The organism is uncultured Sphingomonas sp. (assembly GCF_964244265.1).
Taxonomy (GTDB): Bacteria; Pseudomonadota; Alphaproteobacteria; order Sphingomonadales; family Sphingomonadaceae; genus Sphingomonas.
Genome location: NZ_CAXTHV010000015.1, coordinates 38,861 through 60,612, shown reverse-complemented (window position 1 = coordinate 60,612; position 21,752 = coordinate 38,861). Strand labels below are relative to the sequence as shown.

Here is a 21,752-nt window from a genome sequence, read left to right as displayed (position 1 = left end):
TAGCGAGAGCGGGGGGGCATAAGGTCGCTATCCGAAGTGTAGAACGGGGGTGGGAACACGAGGTTCCGCCGGATCCGCTCCAAATCGAAAAAATTTCCGCTACCCTCAATCTTTCCCCACAACAGCAACTGCAATCTCATATTGGCCGGCCAGCGGCTCATGGTGTAGCGGCGCGCGCAATTGTCGCGACAGCCCGATCATCACCCGGGCATATCGGCGCGCGAGTACGTTTCGCAGCGCCTCGCTGTCGATCAACGCCGGCGAGCTCGCGCACAGGAGGGCCGTGCCGTCGCCATCACCTTCGCGTAGCGACAAGCGGATCTGGGCACCCGGGGTGATCGATGTCGCCAGTTCGATAATCTCAGTCAGCAGGAAGGTGACGGCGATCGCAACATCCTGAGTCACCAGGAAGGGTTTGATATCGATGGCGATGCCAATTCCAGCATCTTCGGGTGCCGTGGCGCGGATGTTCGATGCCAATTCGCCAATGATCGCGCGCAACGACACGCCGCGATGATCCTCCAGTTCCGCATAATGATGGCGGTGGACCACCGCGAGTGCATCGACCCGCCGCTGGATCGACGCATAGGCCTGGGCCGCCTCGCTGCCGCTGGCCGAGCGAGCATGGAGATTGATCAGGCTGGAAATCACCTGAAGGTTGTTCTTCACGCGGTGATGCACCTCGCGCGTCAGCTTGGTCTGGCGAAGCAGTCCCTCGGCCAGGCCGGCTTCGTGCAGGATCAGCGTCCGGCTGAGCGAGCGGAATGTCTCGCCCAGGTCGCGGATTTCGCGCGCCGGCAGCGCGCGAACCAGCGCGGGATCGATCGTCTCGCCCGGCCGATAGGCGGCGACGCCGGCACGCAGCGTTCGCAGTGGATCGATCAACAGTCGGTCGACGACGAACCACGCAATGCTTGCCGCTGCCGCCCACATCAGGATCGGCAACAGCATCGCGATCAGGATCGGCGAGGTGAAGATGTTGGTCCGCATCTTCATTTCCACGGACAGATCACCGACGCCGAGCGGCGCGCGGATCATCTGGTGCCGGTCGAGTGGGTCGCTGACCTGGAGAGGGCGCAGGACCAGCTTGTCATCGGCACCATCGGTGAGGGTCGCCTCATAGTCTGCGCCAAAGCCGCTCGGCCGTGCCGTGACCGACAGGAAGGAGGCGGAAAAAAAGGCCGTGCCGCGAATCGAGCCGTCCGCGCTGGCTACCGAGAGCGCCAGTCCCCGTCCGGGTTCGATCCAGCCGACCGCCGGCCCACCGGCCACGGCGTGGCCGCGCGGCACGATCTTCAACGACGTGCCGCACAGCAGGCGACCGGTACGATCGGTGATCATGAAGCCTGTTCCCGAGACGCTCTGCTGGGCGAACACGCCCTGCACCCGGGCACAGCTCGGCGCGTCGCCATGATCGGCGGCCAGCGAGTTCATCGCCGAGGTCAGTGCGGTCATGTCGCCGATCAACTCGATCGCCAGGCTGCGCGAGGTTTCGGCAATCGCCACGCGCAGCTGGGCATTGGCCTTCTGGTCGGCTCGCCGGGTAGTCGACAGCGTCGCGACAAAGGCGATTATCGCCAACGGCAGCAAGGCGGCCGACAGGATCAGGAAAATCTTCGCCCCTGTCGGCATGCGCGAGAGCATGGCACCAAGGGTGCCGGCATGTTCGCCCGCCACGGGCAGCGCCACGGCGGCTAACCGAGCTTATTGAGCAGATCGAGCATCTCGTCTGGGACCGGTTCGCTGACGGTTACCTGATAGACCGACCGTAGCGCGTTGCCCATGGCCTCGTCATGACCCTTGATCTTGGTCTTTTCATTTTTCGGGGGCGGGGGATCTTCCCTGCGCTTCGATGATGGCCGGGCAGGCTGCAAGGTCACCCCCTTCGGTACACGCCGGCGACGCCGGATTATTGGCGGTCAGGCGAACGACCGATGATTGCGCCTACATCGCGCCATCCAGGGATTGAAACTTAAATCCATATCGATTGTTCCCCGAACTAGCTGCAAACTTGCGTTGCAATCGACTCGCCCCGCTTTCACAAGGGCCGCGCACTCTGGGAGTTATCTTCGGTTATGTCGCTTGGTCAGCAGCTTGCCCCCCATCTACCATTTCTACGCCGCTATGCCAGGGCGCTGACGGGCAGCCAGGAACATGGCGACAGATACGTCCGCGCCGCCTTGGAAACCATCGTCGCGGCGCCTGGGGAATTTCCTCGTGACGTCGATCCCCGCCTTGGCCTCTACCGCATTTTCCAGGTGATCTGGCGGACGACGAATGCAGATGACGATGTTGTGCCGGCCAATGACGATGAAGGCCGGGAAGCGGTGGCGCGTGCGCGCCTCGCCCGGATGACGCCACTGTCGCGCCAGGCGCTGCTGTTGACTGCGATGGAGGGCTTCACCGTCGACGATGCCGCTTATCTGATCGACTCCGACAGCGTAGAGGTGGAAAAGCTGGTCGCCGACGCGATGGCCGAAATCGAGCAGCAGACGCGTGCAAGAGTGCTGATCGTCGAGGACGAGCCGATCATCGCCATGGACATAGAGACCATCGTTCGCGACCTGGGCCATGAGGTGACCGGCGTGGCCGTCACGCGAGATGAGGCAGTCGCGCTGGCGATGGAAGATCGTCCCGGCCTGGTTCTTGCCGACATTCAGTTGGCCGACGACAGTTCGGGGATCGACGCGGTCAAGGACATCCTGGGCGAGTTTGCCGTGCCGGTGATCTTCATCACCGCCTTTCCGGAACGATTGCTGACCGGTGAACGGCCCGAGCCGACTTTCCTCATCACCAAGCCCTTCCAGCGTTCGACAGTGAAGGCGGCGATCAGCCAGGCGCTCTTCTTCGATGAGTCCACCCTGCCGCATGATCGGTTTCGCTGATTAAGGAGCCAAAACGGTCGTGGCGCGTTGGGCGCGACATGGTTGATCAGAACACGCAGGAAACGCCGGTCCATGCGGACGCCGACGATGCGAGAGCAGGTGCGGCCCCCGGTGTCATGCGCTACGTGCTGGGCATCTCGATGCTGCTCGTCATCGTCATCTTCGCCTTTCTGATCTGGGGTCGTTGATTCCCGACGACTGGCGAAGAGCCTTCGCCTTGCCTATGTACCTCCTCATCGCCGTCCGCGGGGCCGGCCAGCCGATGCACGGAGCTTCATGACCAAGGCCGATGACAGCAGCCTCGCGACCGGTAATGTCCCGCCGGTGGAGCACGTTTCGCTTTCCGATCCCGAATTCAAGCAACAGCTTGGGCAGGTAATATCGCATCTCCGTGCCTTCGGCCGATCCTTGTCGGGCAGCCGCGACCTGGCAGACGATCTGGTTCAGGAAACCTTGCTGAAGGCGTGGGCGGCACGCAAGCGTTTCCAGGCGGGCACCAACATGCGCGCCTGGACCTTCATCATCCTGCGCAACCTCTATCTCAGCCAGATGCGCCGGGCGCGGTTCAAGGGGGAGTGGGACGATCTTGTCGCCGACCGTATTCTGGCAGCGCCCGCCAGCCAGGATCGGCATGTCGAACTTGGCGACATGCAGCGCGCCCTGCTTCACCTGCCGCAGCCTCAACGTGAGGCGCTCATTCTCGTCGGCGCAGGGGGATTTGCCTATGAAGAAGCGGCGGAAATCTGCAACGTCGCGGTCGGGACGATCAAGAGCCGCGTGGCACGCGGTCGGGTAGCGCTGGAAACCATCCTGAGCGACGGTTCGTTGCCGTCACGTCGTCAGGCGCCGGATAATCGCGGACGTACCGCGCTGGATACAATAATGGACGAAGTCGACGATCTTAGTCGCGAGCAGTAGAAGAGGCGCGGTTCAGCTGCGCCAGCAATGCATCGAAATCCTCCGAAGATCCCGCGGTTTCTCTGAACACCTGACGCAATGCCTTGCCCACGCCATCGGTCGCACGGGGACGAGGAACATATTGTCCCTTGCATCTGCTTTCAGCAGTCCGCGGCGATGGTGCATTCATGCAGACGATAACGATGCAGTTTGATATTTGTTGCTGTCTGGTCGATCTAGGTCACGACGATGACTGATCGGCTTCGTTCCATCGATTTTGCGAGCGCGATAATCCGCGCGCGCGATCACTCGTCTTTCCTGCGCACTGCGCTTGATCGGTTGCCCGATGTGGCAGAGGTGCTGGCTGGCGGGATCGTGCCTGAGACTATAATGCTCGACCCCGCTTTGCCCGTCGGCACGGCGTTGCGCCGCGCCCGACTGCATGAGGCAGCGGTGGTGGCGATCGCCGATCTGGCGGGCGCGATGGACCTGCGCGCCGTGACCGCGCGGCTGAGCGGTTTTGCCGACTGCGCGCTGGACATCGCGATCCACGCTGCCTTGCGCGAGCGCACGCCCGATGAGGAGCCGCGTGGTTTTGCCGCGATCGCGCTTGGCAAGCAGGGTAGCGGCGAACTCAATTACTCGTCCGATATCGATCCCATCCTGCTGTTCGATCCCGCCACTCTCCCCCGACGTGCGCGCGAGGAGCCGGAGGAGGCAGCGGTACGGATCGCGCGCCGCGTCATCGACCTGCTCCAGACGCGCGATGGCGACGGCTATGTGTTGCGTGTCGACCTGAGGCTGCGGCCGTCGCCGGAGATCACGCCGATCGCGCTGCCGGTCGACGCCGCCATCTCTTATTACGAATCGCAGGCATTGCCATGGGAACGGGTCGCTTTCATCAGGGCGCGGGTGGTGGCCGGTGACATCGCGCTGGGTCGGCGGTTCCTTGATGCGATCCGGCCCTTTGTCTGGCGCCGTACGCTCGATTTCGGTGCGATTGCCGAAATCCGTGACATCACCCGCCGCATTCGCGACCATTATGCGCCCGGCGGCAGCTTGCTTGGTCCGGGCTATGACGTGAAGCGCGGGCGCGGCGGCATACGCGAAGTGGAGTTCTTCGCGCAGGTTCATCAACTGATCCACGGCGGACGCGATGCCGCGTTGCGGGCGCCCGCGACACTCGATGCGCTCGATCGGCTGGCGGCGGCAGGATGGATCGACCCGGTCGAGGCGAAGGCATTGGCCGATGCCTATGTCGTGCTGCGCACCACCGAACATCGCCTGCAGATGGTGGATGACCGTCAGACGCACGTCCTGCCGCCAGGGTCCGCGCTCGACAATGTTGCCAGGCTCGATGGCCATGCCGATGGTGCCGCGTTGATCGCCATGCTCGTCCCCCATGTCGCGGCGGTCGGCGCGACATACGACACGCTTGAACCGGGCAAGGCCGCACTGTCGCATGAGGCCGACCGGCTGGCGGTTCAGCTGGTGGATGCGGGCTTCGCTGATGCCGCGACCGCCACGATGCTGGTCGAGCGCTGGCGTGGCGCTGCCTATCCGGCGTTGCGCAGCCCGGCGGCACGACAGGCGCTGGAGGCGGTGCTGCCGGGGCTGATGACGGCATTGGGTAACGCGCCCGATCCCCGCGCGGCGCTGGTCCAGCTCGACACGCTGCTGTCGCGCCTGCCCAGTGCGGTCAACCTGTTCCGCCTGGTTGAGGCCCGGCCCCAGCTCGGCCAGCTGCTGGCCGCCATCCTCAGCCATGCACCGCCACTGGCCGAGGCGCTGGCGGGGCGGCCTGCGTTGCTTGACGGGCTGATCGACGCCTCGGCCCTGGCGCCGATGAGCGCAACAGCGGCGCTGGCCGCGGAGATGCGCGCAGGCGAGGCGGGAGACGATTACCAGGCCGTTCTGGAGCGCGCGCGGCTGGTCGTCGGTGAGAAAAGGTTCGCGTTGGGCGTGCAGCTGATCGCCGGGGCCAGCGATCCTCTCGCGGTCGCCCGTGGCTATGCTCGCGTTGCCGAGGCGGCGATCGAGGTGCTGGCTGGAGGTACGGTGGCAGATTTCGCGCGCGCGCACGGCCATGTGCCCGACAGCGAACTGATCATCCTGGCGCTGGGGCGGTTGGGCGGCGGTGCGCTGACCCATGCCTCAGACCTTGATCTCGTCTATCTGTTCACCGGCGATTACCGCGCGGATTCCGACGGCGACCGGCCGCTGGGCGCGGTTCATTATTATAACCGGCTGGCCCAGCGGGTGACCGCGGCGCTTTCGGTGCCAGGTGCCGCCGGTCCGTTGTACGACGTCGATACGCGATTGCGGCCGTCGGGCAACAAGGGGCCGTTGACGGTCTCGATCGACGGCTTCGCCTCATACCAGCGCCACGAAGCGTGGACGTGGGAGCATCTGGCGCTGACCAGGGCGCGGCCGGTGTTCGGGTCGCCGAGCGCGCGCGCGATCCTGGCGGAGGTGGTGCGTGACGTATTGATCGCGCCGCGCGATCCCATGCGGCTGATCGCGGATGCGACCACGATGCGCGCCGACATGGCGCGGCACAAGCCGCCATGCGGGCCGCTCGATGCCAAATTGCTTCCGGGCGGGCTCGTCGACCTCGAGTTTGCGGTCCATGTCGCGCAACTGGCGGGAGGGGGCGGGCTCGATCCCGATCTCGACCTGGCGATCGGGATGCTGGTCGAGGCGGGTCGGGTGCCGCCGGGGCTGGACGGAGCCTATCGTTTCCTCACGTGCCTGCTGGTGCTGTTGCGCCTGGTCGCGCCCGACGCCAACGAGCCGTCGGCACCGACCCGCGCGCTTATCGTCCGTGCGCTGGATGCCGCGGACTGGGACGGGGTGGTTGCGCGGCTCGACGCGACGCGGCAGGAGGTCGCCGCCGCCTGGCAGGCGGTAACCGCACGGGGAGGATGACATGGCGACGCTGATTGAAGGCGACGACCTTCCCGACCTTTCGCTGACCATGCCTGATGACGCCGTGCTAAAGCTGCATGCGTTCCGTGGAAAGCCGCTCGTCCTCTATTTCTATCCCAAGGACGACACCACAGGCTGCACGCGAGAAGCGCAGGATTTCAGCGCGCTGGCCGCCGATTTCGGCGTAGCCGGAACAGCGATCCTGGGAGTGTCGCGCGACGAACCGGCCACGCACCGCAAGTTCATCGCCAAATACGATCTTGCCGTTCCTTTGGCCAGCGATGCCGACGGCATTGTCACGGAGGCGTTCGGCGTGTGGGCCGAGAAGTCGATGTACGGCAAGACCTATATGGGGATCACGCGGTCGACCTTCTTGTTCGATGCCGATGGCCGGCTGGTGCGGACATGGCGCAAGGTTCGCGTGCCCGGCCATGCCGCCGAGGTGCTGGCGGCGGCCAGGATGCTCGGCTGACGGCGTCGCCCCCCTCACTTGGTGCCGCGGCGACGGACGTCATCTTACGTCATCGTTAAGCCGCCGTTCAACCATTCGGCGCGCGATGCAGCCGGTCTGACGTGCAAATTCCGCAAAGGTATTGCCTGGCAAGTACATGCCGGGCTTTGTTCGACCCGGGTCGGGGCTGCGGGGCTTCGTAAACATCTTGCAAAACGGGCGTCTGGCGGCGTTCGTCAAAGGGTTGCCGAACGCATGACTAATTTCATTGCCACGATCATGACCAAGCTTGAGCGGATTCGGGGCTTTTTCCGGACGCGTGACTTCATTTTCCACGACGGCCGTGATCTTCGCGGCTTCAGCATTGCCGGACGGACGCAGGCCGCCCTGGCGGTATCGGGCGCGATCATGCTGAGCTTTTCGGCCTATGGCGTGGCGCAGGCAGGGGTCAACGCGGTCGCCCTGACCGGCATGACCGACACGGCGCGCTCTTCCGAGGCGCGGGTCGCGCGGATGGAAGCGACGGTCGCCGCGATGCAGAGCCGGGTCGCGCAGATCAAGCGCGCCGCCACGGCCCATGCCAGGCGCGTGGAGCAGCGACAGGCGGTGCTGGCCGCTGTCCTTGCGGGGAAGGCGCCCGCCGACGTGGCGCTGGAGCAGGTCTCGCTCGATCGTAGCGCGGATGCGGCGGCCGCCGACATCGTCGCCCCGCTGGCCAAGCTCGAGCGCAGCCAGGTGGGCTTGGCGATCAAGGCCCGCGCGGCGACCGAACGCCGTTATGCCGAAGCGGTCGCGCGGATGCGCTCGCTGGGCATCGCGCCCGAACGGTTCGCGCCGAAGAAATCGCGGATGCCTGCTGCCGGTGGCCCCTATATCGCCGCCGACAGCGCCGAGGCGACCGCCGACATGGCGGCCGACGCCCAGTTCCGCGCGCTCTTCCAGACCTGGAAGAAGCTCGACAATCTGGAGACCGGGCTGATTTCGATCCCGTCGGTCCAGCCGGTCGTCAACGTGACGTTCACCAGCAATTTCGGCGTGCGCACGGACCCCTTTACCGGAACCGCCGCTTTTCATGCCGGCGTCGACATGCCGGTCAAGGTCGGCACGCCGGTTTATGCCACCGCCGATGGCATCGTGGAAAAGGCCGAACGGTCGGGTGGCTATGGCAACCTCGTCGAGATCGATCATGGCCGCGGCATCGAGACACGGTACGGTCACCTCTCGCAGATCTTGGTCGTCGCCGGGCAGCGGGTGAAGCGCGGGCAGCTGATTGCGCTGTCGGGCTCGACCGGTCGATCGACCGGCCCCCACCTCCATTACGAAGTCCGGATTGACGGTCGCGCCGTAAATCCGGTGCCGTTCCTGCAGACCGCCGATTACCTGCTGGCGGTCAAGGACAAGTCGCTCCGGTCCATCCCCGTCACCACCGAGCCTGCCGCTGACTGAGGGGCTGGTGCCGGTGCGGGGACGCGATCGGCTTGCCGTGGCTCCTGACAGGTCCTATTTGACTGCCATGGTACAAGGCATTGCCGACATCTCGCTGACGTCTGCCGCCGCGGCGCGTGTCGCGGCGATCGCCGCGCGGCAGGGTAAACCTGCGATCCTGCGCCTGTCGGTCGAAGGTGGGGGGTGTTCGGGCTTCCAATATCGCTTCGGGCTGGTCGAAGCAGCCGAACCGGGCGATGCGATCGCCCAGGCCGATGACGCCACGTTGATCGTCGACGATATCAGCCTGGACCTGGTGCGCGGATGCGCGGTGGATTATGTTGAAAGCCTAGGGGGCGCTGCCTTTCGCGTGGACAATCCCAACGCCGCCGCCGGATGCGGGTGCGGCGCCAGCTTCGCCGTCTGACCTTCGGTCGGGCACGCGTGAAGCTGGTCACCTATAACGTCAACGGCATCAAGGCGCGGCTGGACCGCCTGGTCGAGTATCTGGCCGAAGAAAGGCCTGACATCGTCTGCCTGCAGGAACTCAAGTCGGCCGACGAGGGCTTTCCGATCGATGCCGTTCGTGCTGCCGGCTATGGCGCGGTCTGGCATGGCCAGAAGGGCTGGAACGGCGTCGCCGTGCTGGCGCGCGGCGCCGACCCCGTCGAGCGCCGGCGCGGGCTGTCGGGCGATCCCGATGATCTGCACAGCCGCTACCTCGAATGCGAAATTGACGGGCTGGTTGTCGCCTCCCTGTACCTGCCCAACGGCAATCCCCAGCCGGGGCCCAAGTTCGACTACAAGCTGCGCTGGATGGAGCGGCTCGCCGATCGTGCGCGCGCGCTGCTGGCCGAGGAACGTGCGATAGTGCTCGCGGGGGATTATAACGTCATCGCCAATGACGACGACACGTTCTCGGTCCGCGCGATGCAGGACGACGCGTTGATGCAGCCGCAAAGCCGCGAGCGTTACCGCGCGCTGCTGGCGCAGGGGTGGACCGACGCGCTGCGCACGCGATATCCGGCCGGTGGCGTGTGGACATTCTGGGATTACCAGGCGGGCGCCTGGCAGCGTGATGCGGGGTTCCGCATCGATCATCTGCTGCTCAGCCCGGTCGCCGCCGACCGGCTGGCCGATGCCGGCGTCGACAAGGCGTATCGCGGACGCGAAAAGGCCAGCGATCACGCACCGACCTGGGTCCGGCTCCGCTAGGTCCGAACTCACGTGCGCGAATGAGGGCAGGAGGGGATTAGACATGCGGTGGATGGGATGCGGCGCGATGGTGCTGGGATTGCTGGCTGCAACGCCGGCGATGGCGGCCGACGATCGCGATTATTGCCCCGAACGTCCCGGGCTCGGCACGCCGGCCTGCATCGTCTCGCCGGGGCGGGTGTCGGTGGAGACCGCGCTTGCCGACTGGACGCTCGATCGCAGCGCCGGGGACCGCACCGATATCGTGCTGATCGGCGACACGCTGGTACGTGTCGGCCTGACCGACACGGTCGAGGCGCAGATCGGCTGGACTCCTTATGGCAGTGTCCGGGAGCGCAGCGGCGGGTCGGTCGATCGTGCCGGGCGCGTGGGTGACGTGACGCTGGGGATCAAGGCCAGCCTGGCCAGTCCCGACGGCAAGGGGCTGTCGATTGCGGTGCTGCCGTTCGTCACGCTGCCGGTCGGCCGCATGCCGGTCGGCGCCGGCGATTGGGGGGCGGGGCTGGTTGTGCCGGTGACCTATGATTTGAACGACAGCGTCAACCTGCAATTCACGCCCGAAGTCGATGCCGCAGTCGACCAGGACGGCAATGGCCGCCACGTTGCGGTCAGCGGCATCGCCGGCCTGGGACTGGCGCTGAGCAGAGCCGTTACATTGACGGTGGAGGGCGAGGTGCTGCGCGACGACGATCCGTCGGGCAAGACCGTTCAAGGGCTCGCCAGCCTGTCGCTGGCGTGGATGGCAAACGACGACCTGCAACTGGACAGCGGTGCGGTGGCCGGGTTGACCAGGGATGCGCCCGATGTCGAACTGTACGTGGGAATATCAAGGCGGTTTTGAGGATGGCGGCCGGCGCCAGTTATCGGCGACATATGCCACTCTCGGCGGAACTATCTTGAAGCTAAGTATTTGATTTTTTAAATACAGGTGTTTGGTATGACTAATGCACCAACACGGTAGTCGGCACCAGCCGTCGACTTTCAGGAGCAGGACATGTTCAAGCACACCATCATCGCCGGCGCCGCGATGGCGCTCACCGTCACCGCGCCCATGACAGCCTTGGCCGCTCCGCGCGAGCCCAAGCCGGCGGCAGAGCAGCCTGCCGCGGAGGACAGCAACGGCGCAAAGCCGCCGGCGCGCTATTGCCTGCTGCGCCAGGTCACCGGGTCGATCATGACCGTGAAGATCTGCAAGACGCGCGACGCATGGCTCGAGCGCGGCGTCGACCCTGCCGTAGCCGCCAAGTGACGACATCGCGACCCGCACGGTCGCGATGTCGCGACCGTGCGGGTCGCGAGCACCAGGCTCAGATCGATTTCTCGTAGATCTGATATATCTTGTTGACGCGGCAATCGAGCGCATCGGCGATGGCGTTCATCCCTTGATTGTCGTCTAGCACCCAGCCGATCTCGCCGCGCGTTGCGGCATAATCGGCCACCGCCGCGCGGCGGATGAACTCGATCATCATGAAGGCAAGCTGGCTCGCCATCCGCGATGACTGCAATTCCCTGATCACGCCCATCAGGGGCACGCGCATCGTGCGGACCCTAGGCTTGCGCAGCCATAGCAGCAGCCTGGCCCAGCCGAACGGCAGCATGGTGCCGTTAAGCGGCTTGATCGCCTCGTTGAGGTCGGGCAGCGTGATCATGAACGCGACCGGCTTGCCGTCCAGTTCGGCGATGCGGATCAGGTCGTTGAACACGATCGGCTTCAGCTTGACGCCGACGTCCTTGATCTCGGGCGGGGTCAGCGGCACGAAGCCCCAATTGTCCGACCAGGCATCGTTGAGGATCGCCAGGATGATCGCGGCCTCTTCGTCGAACTTCGACTTGTCGACCATCCGAATGGCAATCCGCCGATTCTTCTCGCCCGACGCGATGATCCGTTCGATCAGCGGGGGAAACTTCCGGGTGATATCGAGATCATAGGTCTTGAGCTGCTTGGCCGGACGATAGCCTGCGCGCTCGATCCAGCCGCGATATTCGGGCTTGGCATGGCCCATCATGATCGTTGGGGGATGGTCATACCCTTCGATCAGCAGGCCCGGCTCTTCCCAGATCGACATGCTGATCGGTCCCAGCACCCGCGTCATGCCTTCCTTGGTCAGCCAGGCCTCGGCGGCGGCGATCAGCGCCCCGGCGATCGCTTCGTCTTCGGCATCGAGCAGGCCGAACTGCCCGCAGCCGGGGCCGAAACCCTGCGCCGCCGGCATGGTCAGCGCCAGCGTGTCGATATGCGCGGAAATGCGCCCGACCACGACGCCGTCGCGCTCGGCCAGGAACAGCTGCGCCCGGGCATGGCTGAACCAGCCGTTCTTCTCGGGCGTGATCAGCCCCAGCGCCTCGCCCTTCAGCGGTGGCACCCAGTGGGGATCGTCCTGGTAGAGGCGAAAGGGCAGGTCCACGAACTTCTTGCGATCGGCCTTGCGGCTGATCGGGCGGATGGAGATCTGACCGGCCATGATGTCGACCCTTTAACGCGAGTGGGCAATCCGCGTTAGAAGATCGTGCGGCCGTCCTGCAACCCCCGCTTTCGAACAGACTTCGGGGGGTGGGGGTGGGACGGGACGACGTTGGAATGCCACCGTGTCGCCACTATGTTGGGTCAATGGCGCAAGCGATGGATATCGTGCTCGACCTTGATGCTACGGCCCAGACGCCGCGGTCGGCCGCGCCGCATGCCGCGCGGACGCATATCGCGGATGATCGCGCGATGCTGAAGGCCGCCGCCGACCTGACCCGCGACCTCAACCAGCCGATCCCGGCAATTTACTGGACCGACCTGATCGCGTCGGCGACGATCGGCTATGCCGCGCTCGCGGCGGCGATGCTGGCCGGCTCGACCGCGCTGGAGATCGCGGCGGGGATCGTCGCGGTACTGGCATTGTATCGGGCCGAAAGCTTCATCCACGAACTGACGCATGTGAAGCATGCCTCGCTGCCCGGTTTTCGGCTGGGCTGGAACCTGCTCGTCGGCATCCCGCTGCTGACACCGTCGTTCATGTATGAGGGCGTCCACAATCTGCACCATGCGCGGACGCGCTACGGGACCGCCGAAGACCCTGAATATCTTCCGCTGGCGCTGATGAAACCGTGGACCTTGCCGGTGTTCCTGATCGTGTCGTTGCTCGCGCCGATCGCGCTGCTGGTCCGGTTCGCGGTGCTGGCGCCGTTGTCGGCCGTGATACCGCGACTGCGCGCGATCGTCGTGGGGCGTTATTCGGGGCTGGCGATCAACCCGTCGTTCCGCCGCCGCCCGGCGGAGGGGGAAGCGAAGCGCTGGTGGCGCGCGCTGGAGACGGCGGCGAGCCTGTGGGCGATCACATTGCTGACGGCGACCGCGATCGGGATCGTCCCGCTCACGGCCTTCCTGGTCTTCCTGGCGGTCGCGTCCGGGGTCGCGGTCATCAATCAGGTTCGCACCCTGGTCGCGCATCTGTGGGAGAATGAGGGCGAGGCGATGACCGTCACCGCCCAATATCTCGATTCGGTCAATGTACCGCCACCGTCGGCGCTGCCGGCATTGTGGGCGCCCGTCGGGTTGCGTTACCACGCGCTGCATCACCTGCTGCCCGGGCTGCCCTATCATGCGCTGGCCGAGGCGCATCGCCGGATCACTGCCGCGCTGGATACTGAATCGCCTTACCACAAGGGCAATCATGCCGGCCTGCCGGGATTGGTCGCCAGGTTGACCGCGAGTACCATGAGACGCTGAGGCCGAGGACGCTGAGGCCCGGATCACTCCTCGGTGCGGATCAACACGGCCTCGCCGATCAGCAGGAACAGCAGGAACGGCGACCAGGCCGCGAGAAGCGGCGGGTACGCGCCGAGATTGCCCATGGCCAAGGCGAAATTGTCGGCGATGAAATAGGTGAAGCCCAGCCCCATGCCGATCACGGCGCGGATGAACAGCTTGCCCGAGCGCGCCAGCCCGAACGCGGCGACCGCGCCGAGCAGCGGCATCAATACCGCCGATAACGGGCCGGAGATCTTGTGCCACAGCGATCCCTCCAGCGACTTGGTCGGGCGCCCGGCATCGCGCAGGTCGTTGATCGCCGCCCTCAGTGCACCGAAAGACAGGCCGTCGGGGTCGACGTTGGACAAGGTGAACTGGTCGGGGCGGACGCCGTCGGCGACGTGGATATTGCCGAGCATGGTCACCTTGCCCCCCGCCACGTCAAAGCGCTGCGCGGGGCCGATCAGCCAGCCCTTGCCGTCGCGCTTGCCGCGCGCCGCGCTGACGATCGAGCGCAGCACGCCGCCCTCGCGGTCATAGATCATTACGCCGCCCAGAATCGCGGCGTCACCGCGTCCTTTTACCTTATCGGCCTGGATCAGGTCGTCGCCCGACAGAACCCAGACGTTGCTGCGGTCGCCCCGGTCGATCGGCAGCGGACCATAGTCGACGTTCTTCCATTGCGACAGCGTCGCGGTCGCCCGGCTGACGATGCGGTCGTTGAACGCGAACGAGACCGCCGCGATGCCCAGCGCGGTGACGATCAGCGGCGCGAGCACCTGGTGTGCCGACAGGCCCGACGCCTTCAGCGCGATGACCTCGCTATTGGCGTTGAGCGTTGACAGCGTGATGATCGTTCCGAGCAGCGCCGAAAAGGGCAGGAAGGTCGAGATGATCTGCGGCGCGCGCAGCCCGATATAGCGCCACACTTCGGCGTCGCCATTGCCGGCAACCGAGGTGATCTTTCCCGACTCGCTCAACAGGTCGAGCACCTGGAGGATCAGCACCAGCCCGGCCAGCACCGCCGCGGTGCGCGTCAGGAACATCTTGCCCATGTACAGCGACACGGTGCGCGACGGGAAGAACTGGATCGCGTTCACGCCGCGCTCTTCCTGCGACCGGGCAGGCGGCGGCGTATCCAGGACGAGACCTTGTCGGCCACGCGTTCCAGCGCGCCAATCGGCTGACCGCCGGGGACAAAGGCGATGGTGTAGAACATCCACAGCACCAAGCCCGTGAAGATCGCGAACGGTATCCACAAGGCGGGTATCGGATCGATCCGCCCCGCCCCGCCCACCGCCTGGGCATATTCGTTAACCTTGTGATAGGTGACGATCATCACGATCGACAGGAAGACGCCCAGCGCCGAGGTCGATCGCTTCGGCGGCACGCCCAGCGCCAGCGCCAGCATCGGCAGCAGCAGCATCGACGTCACTTCGACCACGCGAAAGTGGAAGGCCGCGCGGCTGGTGTCGCGCAGCGGCTCGGCGGCGGTGCGGTCGCGGCCGATCTTGGCCAGTTCGGGCAGGGTCAGTTCCAGGTTGCGGCCGCCGCGCGTGCGGAAGTTCTCGTATTTCGGCAGCGGGATCGGCAGGTCGTGCGAGGTAAAGGTCAGCACGCGCGGCGTGACAAAGCCGGGCGCGTTGTTGATGAGCGTGCCGTTGGTCAGCCGGAAGATGATCGTATCTGGATCGTCGGTCGCCAGGAACTGCCCCCGCTCGGCGCTGGCCGAATATTGCGTGTGGTTCTTGTCCTCGTAATTGACGAAGATTCCCGATAGATTGCGCCCGCCATCGCGGCTGCGCTCGATGCGGACGACCGCGCCGTTGGGAAAGTGGGTAAACTCGCCGACCTTGATCGAGGCGCCGAGCGCGCCGGAGCGCAGCTCATACCGCAATTGTTCATAGGCATAGCGCGCGCGCGGCTGGATGTAGCCGACGATCGCGAAGTTGACGAGCCCCAGCCCGATCGTGAACATGTACGGCACGAGCAGCATCCGCGGATAGCTCATCCCCACGGCCCGCATGACGTCGAGCTCCGACGACGTCGACAGCCGCCGGAATGCCAGCAGGATGCCGAGCAGCAGTCCGATCGGGATGCCCAGCCCGAGATATTCGGGCAGCAAATTGGCCAGCATCCGCCATACCACGCTGACGGGTCCACCCTCGGCCGCAACGAATTCGAGGAGCAGGCGGATACGATCGAGCACCAGCAGCATCGCGGCGATGATCAGATTGGCGATCAACGGCAGCGCGATCAGCCGGGCCATGTAGCGGTCGATGGACTTCATATCGGGGGGGAAGGCGGTCCTTCGGCCGGCGCGCGCTTGCGGAGGTCGGTCGGCTATAGGGGCCCAATCCTGCCGCGTCAGCCGAAAAGCGCGGGGCTATTCGGCGGCGACGCGATCGGGCATCGTGGGTCGATCGACCGCCAGCGCCTCGGCAATTGCCCGCTCAAGGCCAGCCAGCGTGAACGGCTTGCGCAGGACGGTCAGCCCGCCGAAATCGGCCGTCGCGCCGTCGCCGGCAAACCCTGTGACAAACAGGACAGCGAGGTCCGGCCGGGTGGCGAGCAGGCCGGCGACCATCTCCGGTCCGGTCTGCCCGGGCATCAGCACGTCGGAGACGACCAGGTCGAACGGATCCTGTCCCTCAAGCACGCGTGGCGCATCCAGCGGATCGGGGCAGGGGACCGCGTGGTGGCCAAGTTCCTGGAGCGCACCAATCGTGGCGGCCAGCACGCGGGGATCGTCCTCGACGACCAGGACCTGCAGTCCGGCCGACATCGGCCTGGCGGCGACCTGCGCGGGCCCGGGCTGTCGACCGGCAGCAACGGGCATCGCGGCCAGCACGGGCGCGACATGCCTCGGCAGGTAAAGCGTCACCGTCGTCCCCTCACCGGGTGTCGAGCGGATCGCGACCTCGCCCTCCGATTGGCGGGCGAAGGCGAAGATCTGGCTGAGGCCCAGCCCGGTGCCCTTGCCGACCGGCTTGGTCGTGAAGAACGGCTCGAACACGCGATCGACGATGTCCTGGGTCATGCCGCACCCGGTATCGGTCACCGCAATCGCGACATAGTCGCCCGCGCGGCACTTGCCGATCTCGCCGGCGGCCAAGGTCGTCGCGCTGGCATGGACTGACAACGTGCCGCGCTCCGCCATCGCGTCGCGGGCGTTGACCGCGAGGTTGAGTAGCGTGTTCTCCAGCTCGTGACGGTCGGCCCAGACCCGCCAGGCCGAACCGTCGTCGGTCGCGGCCACGATCACGCCGTCGCCCAGCGTGCGGTCGAGCAGGTCGGACATCCCGGCGATCGCGTCGAGGGGCAGCAGCGCCTCCGGATTGAGCGCCTCGTCGCGGGCAAAGGCAAGCAGGCGGCGGGTAAGCGCAGCGGCCCGATTGGCGCCCTCCGTGGCGCTGTCGAGATGACGTCGGACATCCTCGATGCCACGATCCAGCGATCGTCTCGCCAGTTCAAGACCGCCTATAACGACCGCCAGCATGTTGTTGAAATCATGCGCTATGCCGCCAGTAAGCTGGCCGACCGCCTCCATCTTCTGGCTTTGGCGCAATTGCGCTTCCTGGCGCTGCAACGCCAGTGTCGCCTCGCTGACGGCCAGTTCCAGCACAATGGTCCGTTCGCGTTCCTGTTCGGCATCGGCTTCGGCGGTCGCGCGTTCGTGAATGGCGCTGATCGTCAGCCATCCCAGCGCGGCGGCGCCGATCACGATCAGCAGCCCGAACCCGCCCAGCACCCCGGCCACCTTGTTCGATCGCGTCACCGATGCCATCGCCGCGCCGGTGCGCACGTCCAGCAGGGCGTGTTCGTTGGCGATGATGCGGTCGAGCAGCCGGTCGATCTCCATCAGCGAGGTTGACGTGCCGGCCCGGTAGAAGCGGGCGAATGCCTGCGCATTCTTGCCGTAGAAGGTGGTGAGCGCGGTTACCTGAAGCTCGTCGCCGCGACGTTGATAGACCGATCGTAGCCGGGCGATTGCCGCCTGCTGCTCGCGATTGTCGGCGGTGATCCCCGCCAGCCGTTCTAGCTGTTGCCGCGCGGCTTGCCAATCCTCGGAAAATTCGCGGCCGGGCAGCTTGTCGCCGCTGATCACATAGCGTCCCAGCGCCGCCTCGGCGCGCGCCATCGTGCCGGACAAGGTCCGCGACAGGATCATCACGTCATAGCTGTGGCTTTGCAGCTCAAGCGCGCGGTCGCGCTGGCGATTGGCCTCTCCCAGCGTGACGAACAGGGCAACCCCGACCGCCAGGCCGAGCAGCGCCATCACCGTCAGGGTGATGCCACGCCACGCAGCGCCCACTCGTGCGACGAGCCGCCTCTCGTCCTCTGTCCCGCCCATCGATCGCTGTGTAGCGATTCGGCGGAATCCTGTGAAGCCCCGGTCCTTATCCGATCACGCCAAGCGACCGGCCGGCCGTCTCGAACAGGTTCAGGACGGTGGCGATCTGTGCCGGGCTGTGTTCGGCGCATAGCGAGCAGCGCAGCAGGTATGTACCCGCAGGGGTCGCCGGCGGACGCGCCATGTTGACATAGACGCCGCCGTCGAGCAGCGCCTGCCACATCGCGACCGCCTGCTCCTGATCGTCCAGCATCACGGCCACGATCGCCGATTGCGGGGTCGCGGTGCCCAGCCGGAACCCCAGCGCCGCCAGTCCGCCATGGAGCGCGCGGGCGTTTTCCCAAAGGTGCTGACGCTTGTTGTGGGCGTATTTGAGCTTGCGGATCGAGGCGGAGGCGGTGGCGACCACCGCCGGCGGCAGGCTGGCGGTGAAGATGTACGCGCGGCAGGCGAGGCGAATCGCCTCGAACTTGGGATGGTTCGACACGCAGAAACCGCCGACCGTGCCGACTGACTTGGAAAAGGTGCCGACCACGAAGTCGACCTCGCCGTCGCAGCCCTGATCCTCGTATACGCCGCGCCCGTTGGGGCCATAGAAGCCCATCGAATGCGCCTCATCGCTGAGGACCATCGCGCCGTGCTTCTTGGCGACCGCGACCATTTCCTTGAGAGGGGCGATGTCGCCGAGCATCGAATAGACGCCTTCGAGCACAACCAGCTTGCCCGGTTCCCTCGGCAGCCGGCCGAGCCTCTTGTCGAGGTCCTCGACCGAATTGTGGCGGAAGCGGACGATCTCGGCATTGCCCTGCTGGCACCCGTCATAGATCGAGGCGTGGCTGTCGGCGTCAAGGATGACGTATTCGCCCTTGCCCGCCAGCGTCGAGATCATGCCGAGATTGGCCATGTAGCCGGTCGAGAACACGATCGCGCCCGACATGCCGTAGAAATCGCGCAGCGCCGCCTCGACCTCGATATGATCGCGAAAGGTGCCGTTGAGCATCCGGCTGCCGTTGGTGCCCGAACCGAACCGGTCGAACGCGTCCTTGCCGGCCTGGATCACGTCGGGATCGAAGGTCATCCCCATGTAATTGTAGGTGCCGAGCAGGATCGTGTCGCGTCCGGCGATCACTGCCTCGGTCGGCGACTTCACCTCTTCCATCACAATCGCGAACGGATCGGTCACCCCGGTGTCGATCAGCGCCCGACGCTCGGCGATGAGGTTGTCGAACTTCGACATCAGGTCGGTGTTAGGGGCGACTGCCGGCGGGTCGGCTGGGGGCTTCTCGGATATCTGGCCGGCGTCGGTCATGTCGAACTTTCCCAATCCCGTTCGTGCTGAGCTTGTCGAAGCACTCTCCTGCCCGAGAGCAAGGCAACCCTTCGACAAGCTCGGGCGAGCGAAAAATCTGTTACGCCTTGAGCTTGACTACCGCATCGACCAGCTGGCCGACCGTCTCGATCTCGGCCTGCATGTTCATGGTGATGATGATGTCGAACTCGTCCTCGATGGCCGCGACGAAGTCCATGACGGTCAGGCTGTCCCATTCGAGGTCGTGCTGGAACGTCGTCGCATCGCCCAGCGCCACGTTCTTCTTGTTGAACGGCGCGATCAGGTCGGTCACCTTGCTGTAAATCTCTGCGCGGTCGGTCATGATCATTCCTTGTTCGCGCCCCGGCATTGGCAGGCAAATACGGCGGCTTTATAGCAAGCCGTTGGCCCGATACCATTGCGCCGTCGCCGCGAGCGCGGCCGGCGTATCGCTCGACGGCTGCCAGATGTCGGGCGGAACGGGGGCGTGGCTGACCCAGTCGGGATGGCAGAAATAACGGACGCGGTCGGCGGTCAGCTTGGCCTTGCCGCGCCGCAGGCCTCGCTCAACCCGCGACGCCGCTGCGAGCAACGCGCGGGACAAGGGCAATGGCAGCACGCGTTTGCCCATTGCCGCGCCGATCGCGCGCGCAAGGTCGCGATGGTCCCAACCGTCGGGGGTGCCGTCGTCGGGCTCGACGATCTGCGGGGTCAGCGCGTTGCTCGCGGGCAAGGCGACCAGCAACCGTGCCAGATCCCCCACCGCGATCAGCGAGGCGCGGCCGCCGGCCGGGGGCAGGGGGATCGCACGCCGCTTCGCCAGCCGGAACAGTTCGAGCATCTCATGGTCGCGCGGGCCGAAGATGGCCGGCGGGCGGACGATCGTCCAGTCGAGGCAGCTGGCCATCAGCAACTGGTCCGCCTCTGCCTTGGACCAGCCATAGTCGCTCAAGCCCGGCTCGCGGGCGGCAATCGACGAAACCTGGACGAAGCGGCGCACCCCGGCGCCGTGCGCGGCAGCGATGACCGCGCGCGTTCCCTCGATATTTCCGGCGGCGAAGCCCGCGCGATCGGGCGCGTTGATGACACCGGCTATGTGCAGCACGGCATCGGCGCCCGCCACCAGCATGGCCAGGCTGGCGGCATCGTCGAGCGCACCCGCTATCCACGTCACGCCGCCGCGCTCCGGCTGCGGTCGGCGGGTCAGTGCACGCACCTGGTGTCCGGTGGCCAGCGCCTGGTCGAGCACATGGCCGCCGACGAAACCCGTGCCGCCGGTGACGGCGATTATCATATCAGCGCCATGTGGTTGCGGTGGACCAGGGCCGTACGGGGGGCATAGCCCAGCAAGGCGGCATGTTCCTCGCTCCTGCACCCCAGCAGGCGCCTGGCGTCGTCGGCGTCATATTCGGCGAGACCGCGCGCCATCGTGCCGTCCGGCCCGGCAATGGCGACCGGGTCGCCACGCGAAAAGTCGCCCTCCAGCCGGATGGCGCCGGCCGCGAGCAGGCTGGCGCCATCCTTCAGCGCGCGGGCGGCGCCGGCATCGATGTGGATCGTGCCGCGCGCGGTGAGGCCACCCGCCAGCCATGCCTTGCGCGCCGGCGCGGATTTCTCGGCGACGAACAGCGTATGCGGCGCCGGCGTCGACAGCGGCCGGTCGATCTGCCCCGATGCGATCGCCAAGTGCGCGCCGGCGGCGTTGGCGATGCGCGCGGCGGCGATCTTGGAGACCATCCCGCCGCTGCCCATGCCCGACGCCGATCGCGTATCGGCCATCGCCTCGATCGCGGCATCGATCCGCTCGACGCGATCGATCCGGCGGGCGGCGGGGTCGGCAGGGTTGCGATCAAATAGGCCATCGACGTCGCTCAGCAGCACCACGCCCTGCGCCGCCGCCGCCTGCGCCACGCGCGCGGCGAGCCGGTCGTTGTCGCCGAAACGGATCTCGGCGGTGGCGACGCTGTCATTCTCGTTGATGACCGGCACGACGCCGAGCGACAGCAGCCGGTCCAGCGTCGCCGCCGCGTTGAGGTAGCGGCGGCGGTCCTCGAGGTCGCCGAGCGTCACCAGCATCTGCGCTGCCGTCAGGCCCTCGGCAGCAAGGACTTCCGCCCAGACCTGACTGAGCGCGATTTGCCCGACGGCGGCGGCGGCCTGCGCATCTTCGAGGCTGGCGCGGCCGCCCTTGGCGAGCCCCAGCCGCCCGGCGCCGAGGGCGATCGCCCCTGACGAGACCACCGCGACCTGCTGTCCGGCGCGCGCGCGGGCGGCGATGTCGGCGGTGATACCGGCCAGCCAGCCCCGCCGCACGCCCCCCCCGCCATCGACCAGCAGCGCCGACCCGATCTTGACGATCAGCCGCGGGCAGGAGGCGGGCGCGAACAGCATCGCGGCGCGTTTGTGCCGATCGCCCGGCCTTGGCAAGCCGCAATCCCTTTGCCGTTCGTTGCCGGGCAGGGCCGCTGATCCGAACACCGGCGGTCGTCGAGCAAGCCGTCCCATGACGGGACTATCTTCATCTCGTCGCGCAGCCAAGCAACGACACGAAT

At 66.2% G+C, this 21,752-nt stretch carries 21 protein-coding genes; 11 read left to right on the top strand and 10 right to left on the bottom strand.

The features are described 5' to 3' along the window. Positions 1 to 105 precede the first annotated feature (105 nt). Together ACFE7K_RS08095 and ACFE7K_RS08090 are read right to left on the bottom strand one after the other, a co-directional pair. Positions 106 to 1,689, bottom strand: a complete 1,584-nt coding sequence (locus ACFE7K_RS08095) for a sensor histidine kinase (protein WP_375397670.1) — start codon at positions 1,687 to 1,689, stop codon at positions 106 to 108. A gap of 5 nt (positions 1,690 to 1,694) precedes the next feature. Further along, on the bottom strand, positions 1,695 to 1,784 hold the full coding sequence (locus ACFE7K_RS08090; protein WP_375397669.1) for a NepR family anti-sigma factor: 90 nt from the start codon (positions 1,782 to 1,784) through the stop codon (positions 1,695 to 1,697). A 291-nt stretch (positions 1,785 to 2,075) separates the two neighbouring features. Between ACFE7K_RS08090 and ACFE7K_RS08085 the strand changes: the two genes are divergently transcribed. From ACFE7K_RS08085 to ACFE7K_RS08040, 10 genes are all read left to right on the top strand, one after another. Continuing rightward, positions 2,076 to 2,885, top strand: coding sequence for a response regulator (locus ACFE7K_RS08085; RefSeq protein ID WP_375397668.1), 810 nt, complete (start codon positions 2,076 to 2,078; stop codon positions 2,883 to 2,885). A 38-nt stretch (positions 2,886 to 2,923) separates the two neighbouring features. Further along, positions 2,924 to 3,073 (top strand): hypothetical protein, encoded by a 150-nt coding sequence (locus ACFE7K_RS08080; protein ID WP_375397667.1) that lies wholly within the window; start codon positions 2,924 to 2,926, stop codon positions 3,071 to 3,073. A gap of 88 nt (positions 3,074 to 3,161) precedes the next feature. Beyond that, positions 3,162 to 3,803, top strand: coding sequence for a sigma-70 family RNA polymerase sigma factor (locus ACFE7K_RS08075; RefSeq protein WP_375397666.1), 642 nt, complete (start codon positions 3,162 to 3,164; stop codon positions 3,801 to 3,803). 228 nt (positions 3,804 to 4,031) lie between these two features. Beyond that, positions 4,032 to 6,710, top strand: a complete 2,679-nt coding sequence (locus ACFE7K_RS08070; RefSeq protein WP_375397665.1) for a bifunctional [glutamine synthetase] adenylyltransferase/[glutamine synthetase]-adenylyl-L-tyrosine phosphorylase — start codon at positions 4,032 to 4,034, stop codon at positions 6,708 to 6,710. 1 nt (position 6,711) lies between these two features. After that, positions 6,712 to 7,182 (top strand): peroxiredoxin, encoded by a 471-nt coding sequence (locus ACFE7K_RS08065; RefSeq protein WP_375397664.1) that lies wholly within the window; start codon positions 6,712 to 6,714, stop codon positions 7,180 to 7,182. A gap of 258 nt (positions 7,183 to 7,440) precedes the next feature. Beyond that, the gene (locus ACFE7K_RS08060) at positions 7,441 to 8,607 is read left to right on the top strand and encodes a M23 family metallopeptidase (RefSeq protein WP_375397663.1); all 1,167 of its coding nucleotides are present in this window, start codon (positions 7,441 to 7,443) and stop codon (positions 8,605 to 8,607) included. Positions 8,608 to 8,686: 79 nt separating this feature from the next. Continuing rightward, positions 8,687 to 9,013, top strand: coding sequence for a HesB/IscA family protein (locus ACFE7K_RS08055; RefSeq protein WP_375397693.1), 327 nt, complete (start codon positions 8,687 to 8,689; stop codon positions 9,011 to 9,013). A gap of 17 nt (positions 9,014 to 9,030) precedes the next feature. Next, positions 9,031 to 9,801, top strand: coding sequence for an exodeoxyribonuclease III (xth, locus tag ACFE7K_RS08050; protein ID WP_375397662.1), 771 nt, complete (start codon positions 9,031 to 9,033; stop codon positions 9,799 to 9,801). Positions 9,802 to 9,844: 43 nt separating this feature from the next. After that, a complete protein-coding gene (locus ACFE7K_RS08045; RefSeq protein ID WP_375397661.1) occupies positions 9,845 to 10,642 on the top strand; it encodes a transporter in 798 nt (265 codons plus the stop codon). 153 nt (positions 10,643 to 10,795) lie between these two features. After that, positions 10,796 to 11,050 (top strand): hypothetical protein, encoded by a 255-nt coding sequence (locus ACFE7K_RS08040; RefSeq protein ID WP_375397660.1) that lies wholly within the window; start codon positions 10,796 to 10,798, stop codon positions 11,048 to 11,050. Positions 11,051 to 11,108: 58 nt separating this feature from the next. Here ACFE7K_RS08040 and ACFE7K_RS08035 read toward each other — a convergent pair whose 3' ends face one another. Further along, entirely contained in the window at positions 11,109 to 12,263 is a 1,155-nt protein-coding gene (locus ACFE7K_RS08035) for an N-acetyltransferase (protein ID WP_375397659.1), read from the bottom strand. Between the two features lie 146 nt (positions 12,264 to 12,409). On the opposite strand from ACFE7K_RS08035, the gene ACFE7K_RS08030 reads away from it, so the two are divergent. Beyond that, entirely contained in the window at positions 12,410 to 13,516 is a 1,107-nt protein-coding gene (locus ACFE7K_RS08030; protein WP_375397658.1) for a fatty acid desaturase family protein, read from the top strand. A gap of 23 nt (positions 13,517 to 13,539) precedes the next feature. Here the strand turns inward: ACFE7K_RS08030 and lptG are convergent, their stop codons facing one another. The 7 genes from lptG to proB all read right to left on the bottom strand — a co-directional run bounded on the left by lptG (position 13,540) and on the right by proB (position 21,591). Beyond that, a complete protein-coding gene (lptG, locus tag ACFE7K_RS08025) occupies positions 13,540 to 14,592 on the bottom strand; it encodes an LPS export ABC transporter permease LptG (RefSeq protein WP_375397692.1) in 1,053 nt (350 codons plus the stop codon). A 41-nt stretch (positions 14,593 to 14,633) separates the two neighbouring features. Continuing rightward, a complete protein-coding gene (locus ACFE7K_RS08020; protein WP_375397657.1) occupies positions 14,634 to 15,827 on the bottom strand; it encodes an LptF/LptG family permease in 1,194 nt (397 codons plus the stop codon). Between the two features lie 96 nt (positions 15,828 to 15,923). After that, positions 15,924 to 17,891 carry an ATP-binding protein gene (locus tag ACFE7K_RS08015; protein WP_375397656.1) on the bottom strand — a complete coding sequence of 656 codons (1,968 nt, stop codon included), beginning with the start codon at positions 17,889 to 17,891 and terminating at the stop codon, positions 15,924 to 15,926. Between the two features lie 46 nt (positions 17,892 to 17,937). Next, positions 17,938 to 19,200: an aminotransferase class I/II-fold pyridoxal phosphate-dependent enzyme gene (locus ACFE7K_RS08010; protein WP_375397655.1), complete on the bottom strand. Its 1,263-nt coding sequence runs from the start codon at positions 19,198 to 19,200 to the stop codon at positions 17,938 to 17,940. Positions 19,201 to 19,300: 100 nt separating this feature from the next. Then, positions 19,301 to 19,543: an acyl carrier protein gene (locus ACFE7K_RS08005; protein ID WP_375397654.1), complete on the bottom strand. Its 243-nt coding sequence runs from the start codon at positions 19,541 to 19,543 to the stop codon at positions 19,301 to 19,303. A gap of 48 nt (positions 19,544 to 19,591) precedes the next feature. Beyond that, the gene (locus ACFE7K_RS08000) at positions 19,592 to 20,494 is read right to left on the bottom strand and encodes an SDR family oxidoreductase (protein WP_375397653.1); all 903 of its coding nucleotides are present in this window, start codon (positions 20,492 to 20,494) and stop codon (positions 19,592 to 19,594) included. Next, positions 20,491 to 21,591, bottom strand: a complete 1,101-nt coding sequence (proB, locus tag ACFE7K_RS07995) for a glutamate 5-kinase (protein ID WP_375397652.1) — start codon at positions 21,589 to 21,591, stop codon at positions 20,491 to 20,493. The genes ACFE7K_RS08000 and proB overlap by 4 nt, the downstream gene beginning before the upstream one ends. Positions 21,592 to 21,752: the final 161 nt, after the last annotated feature.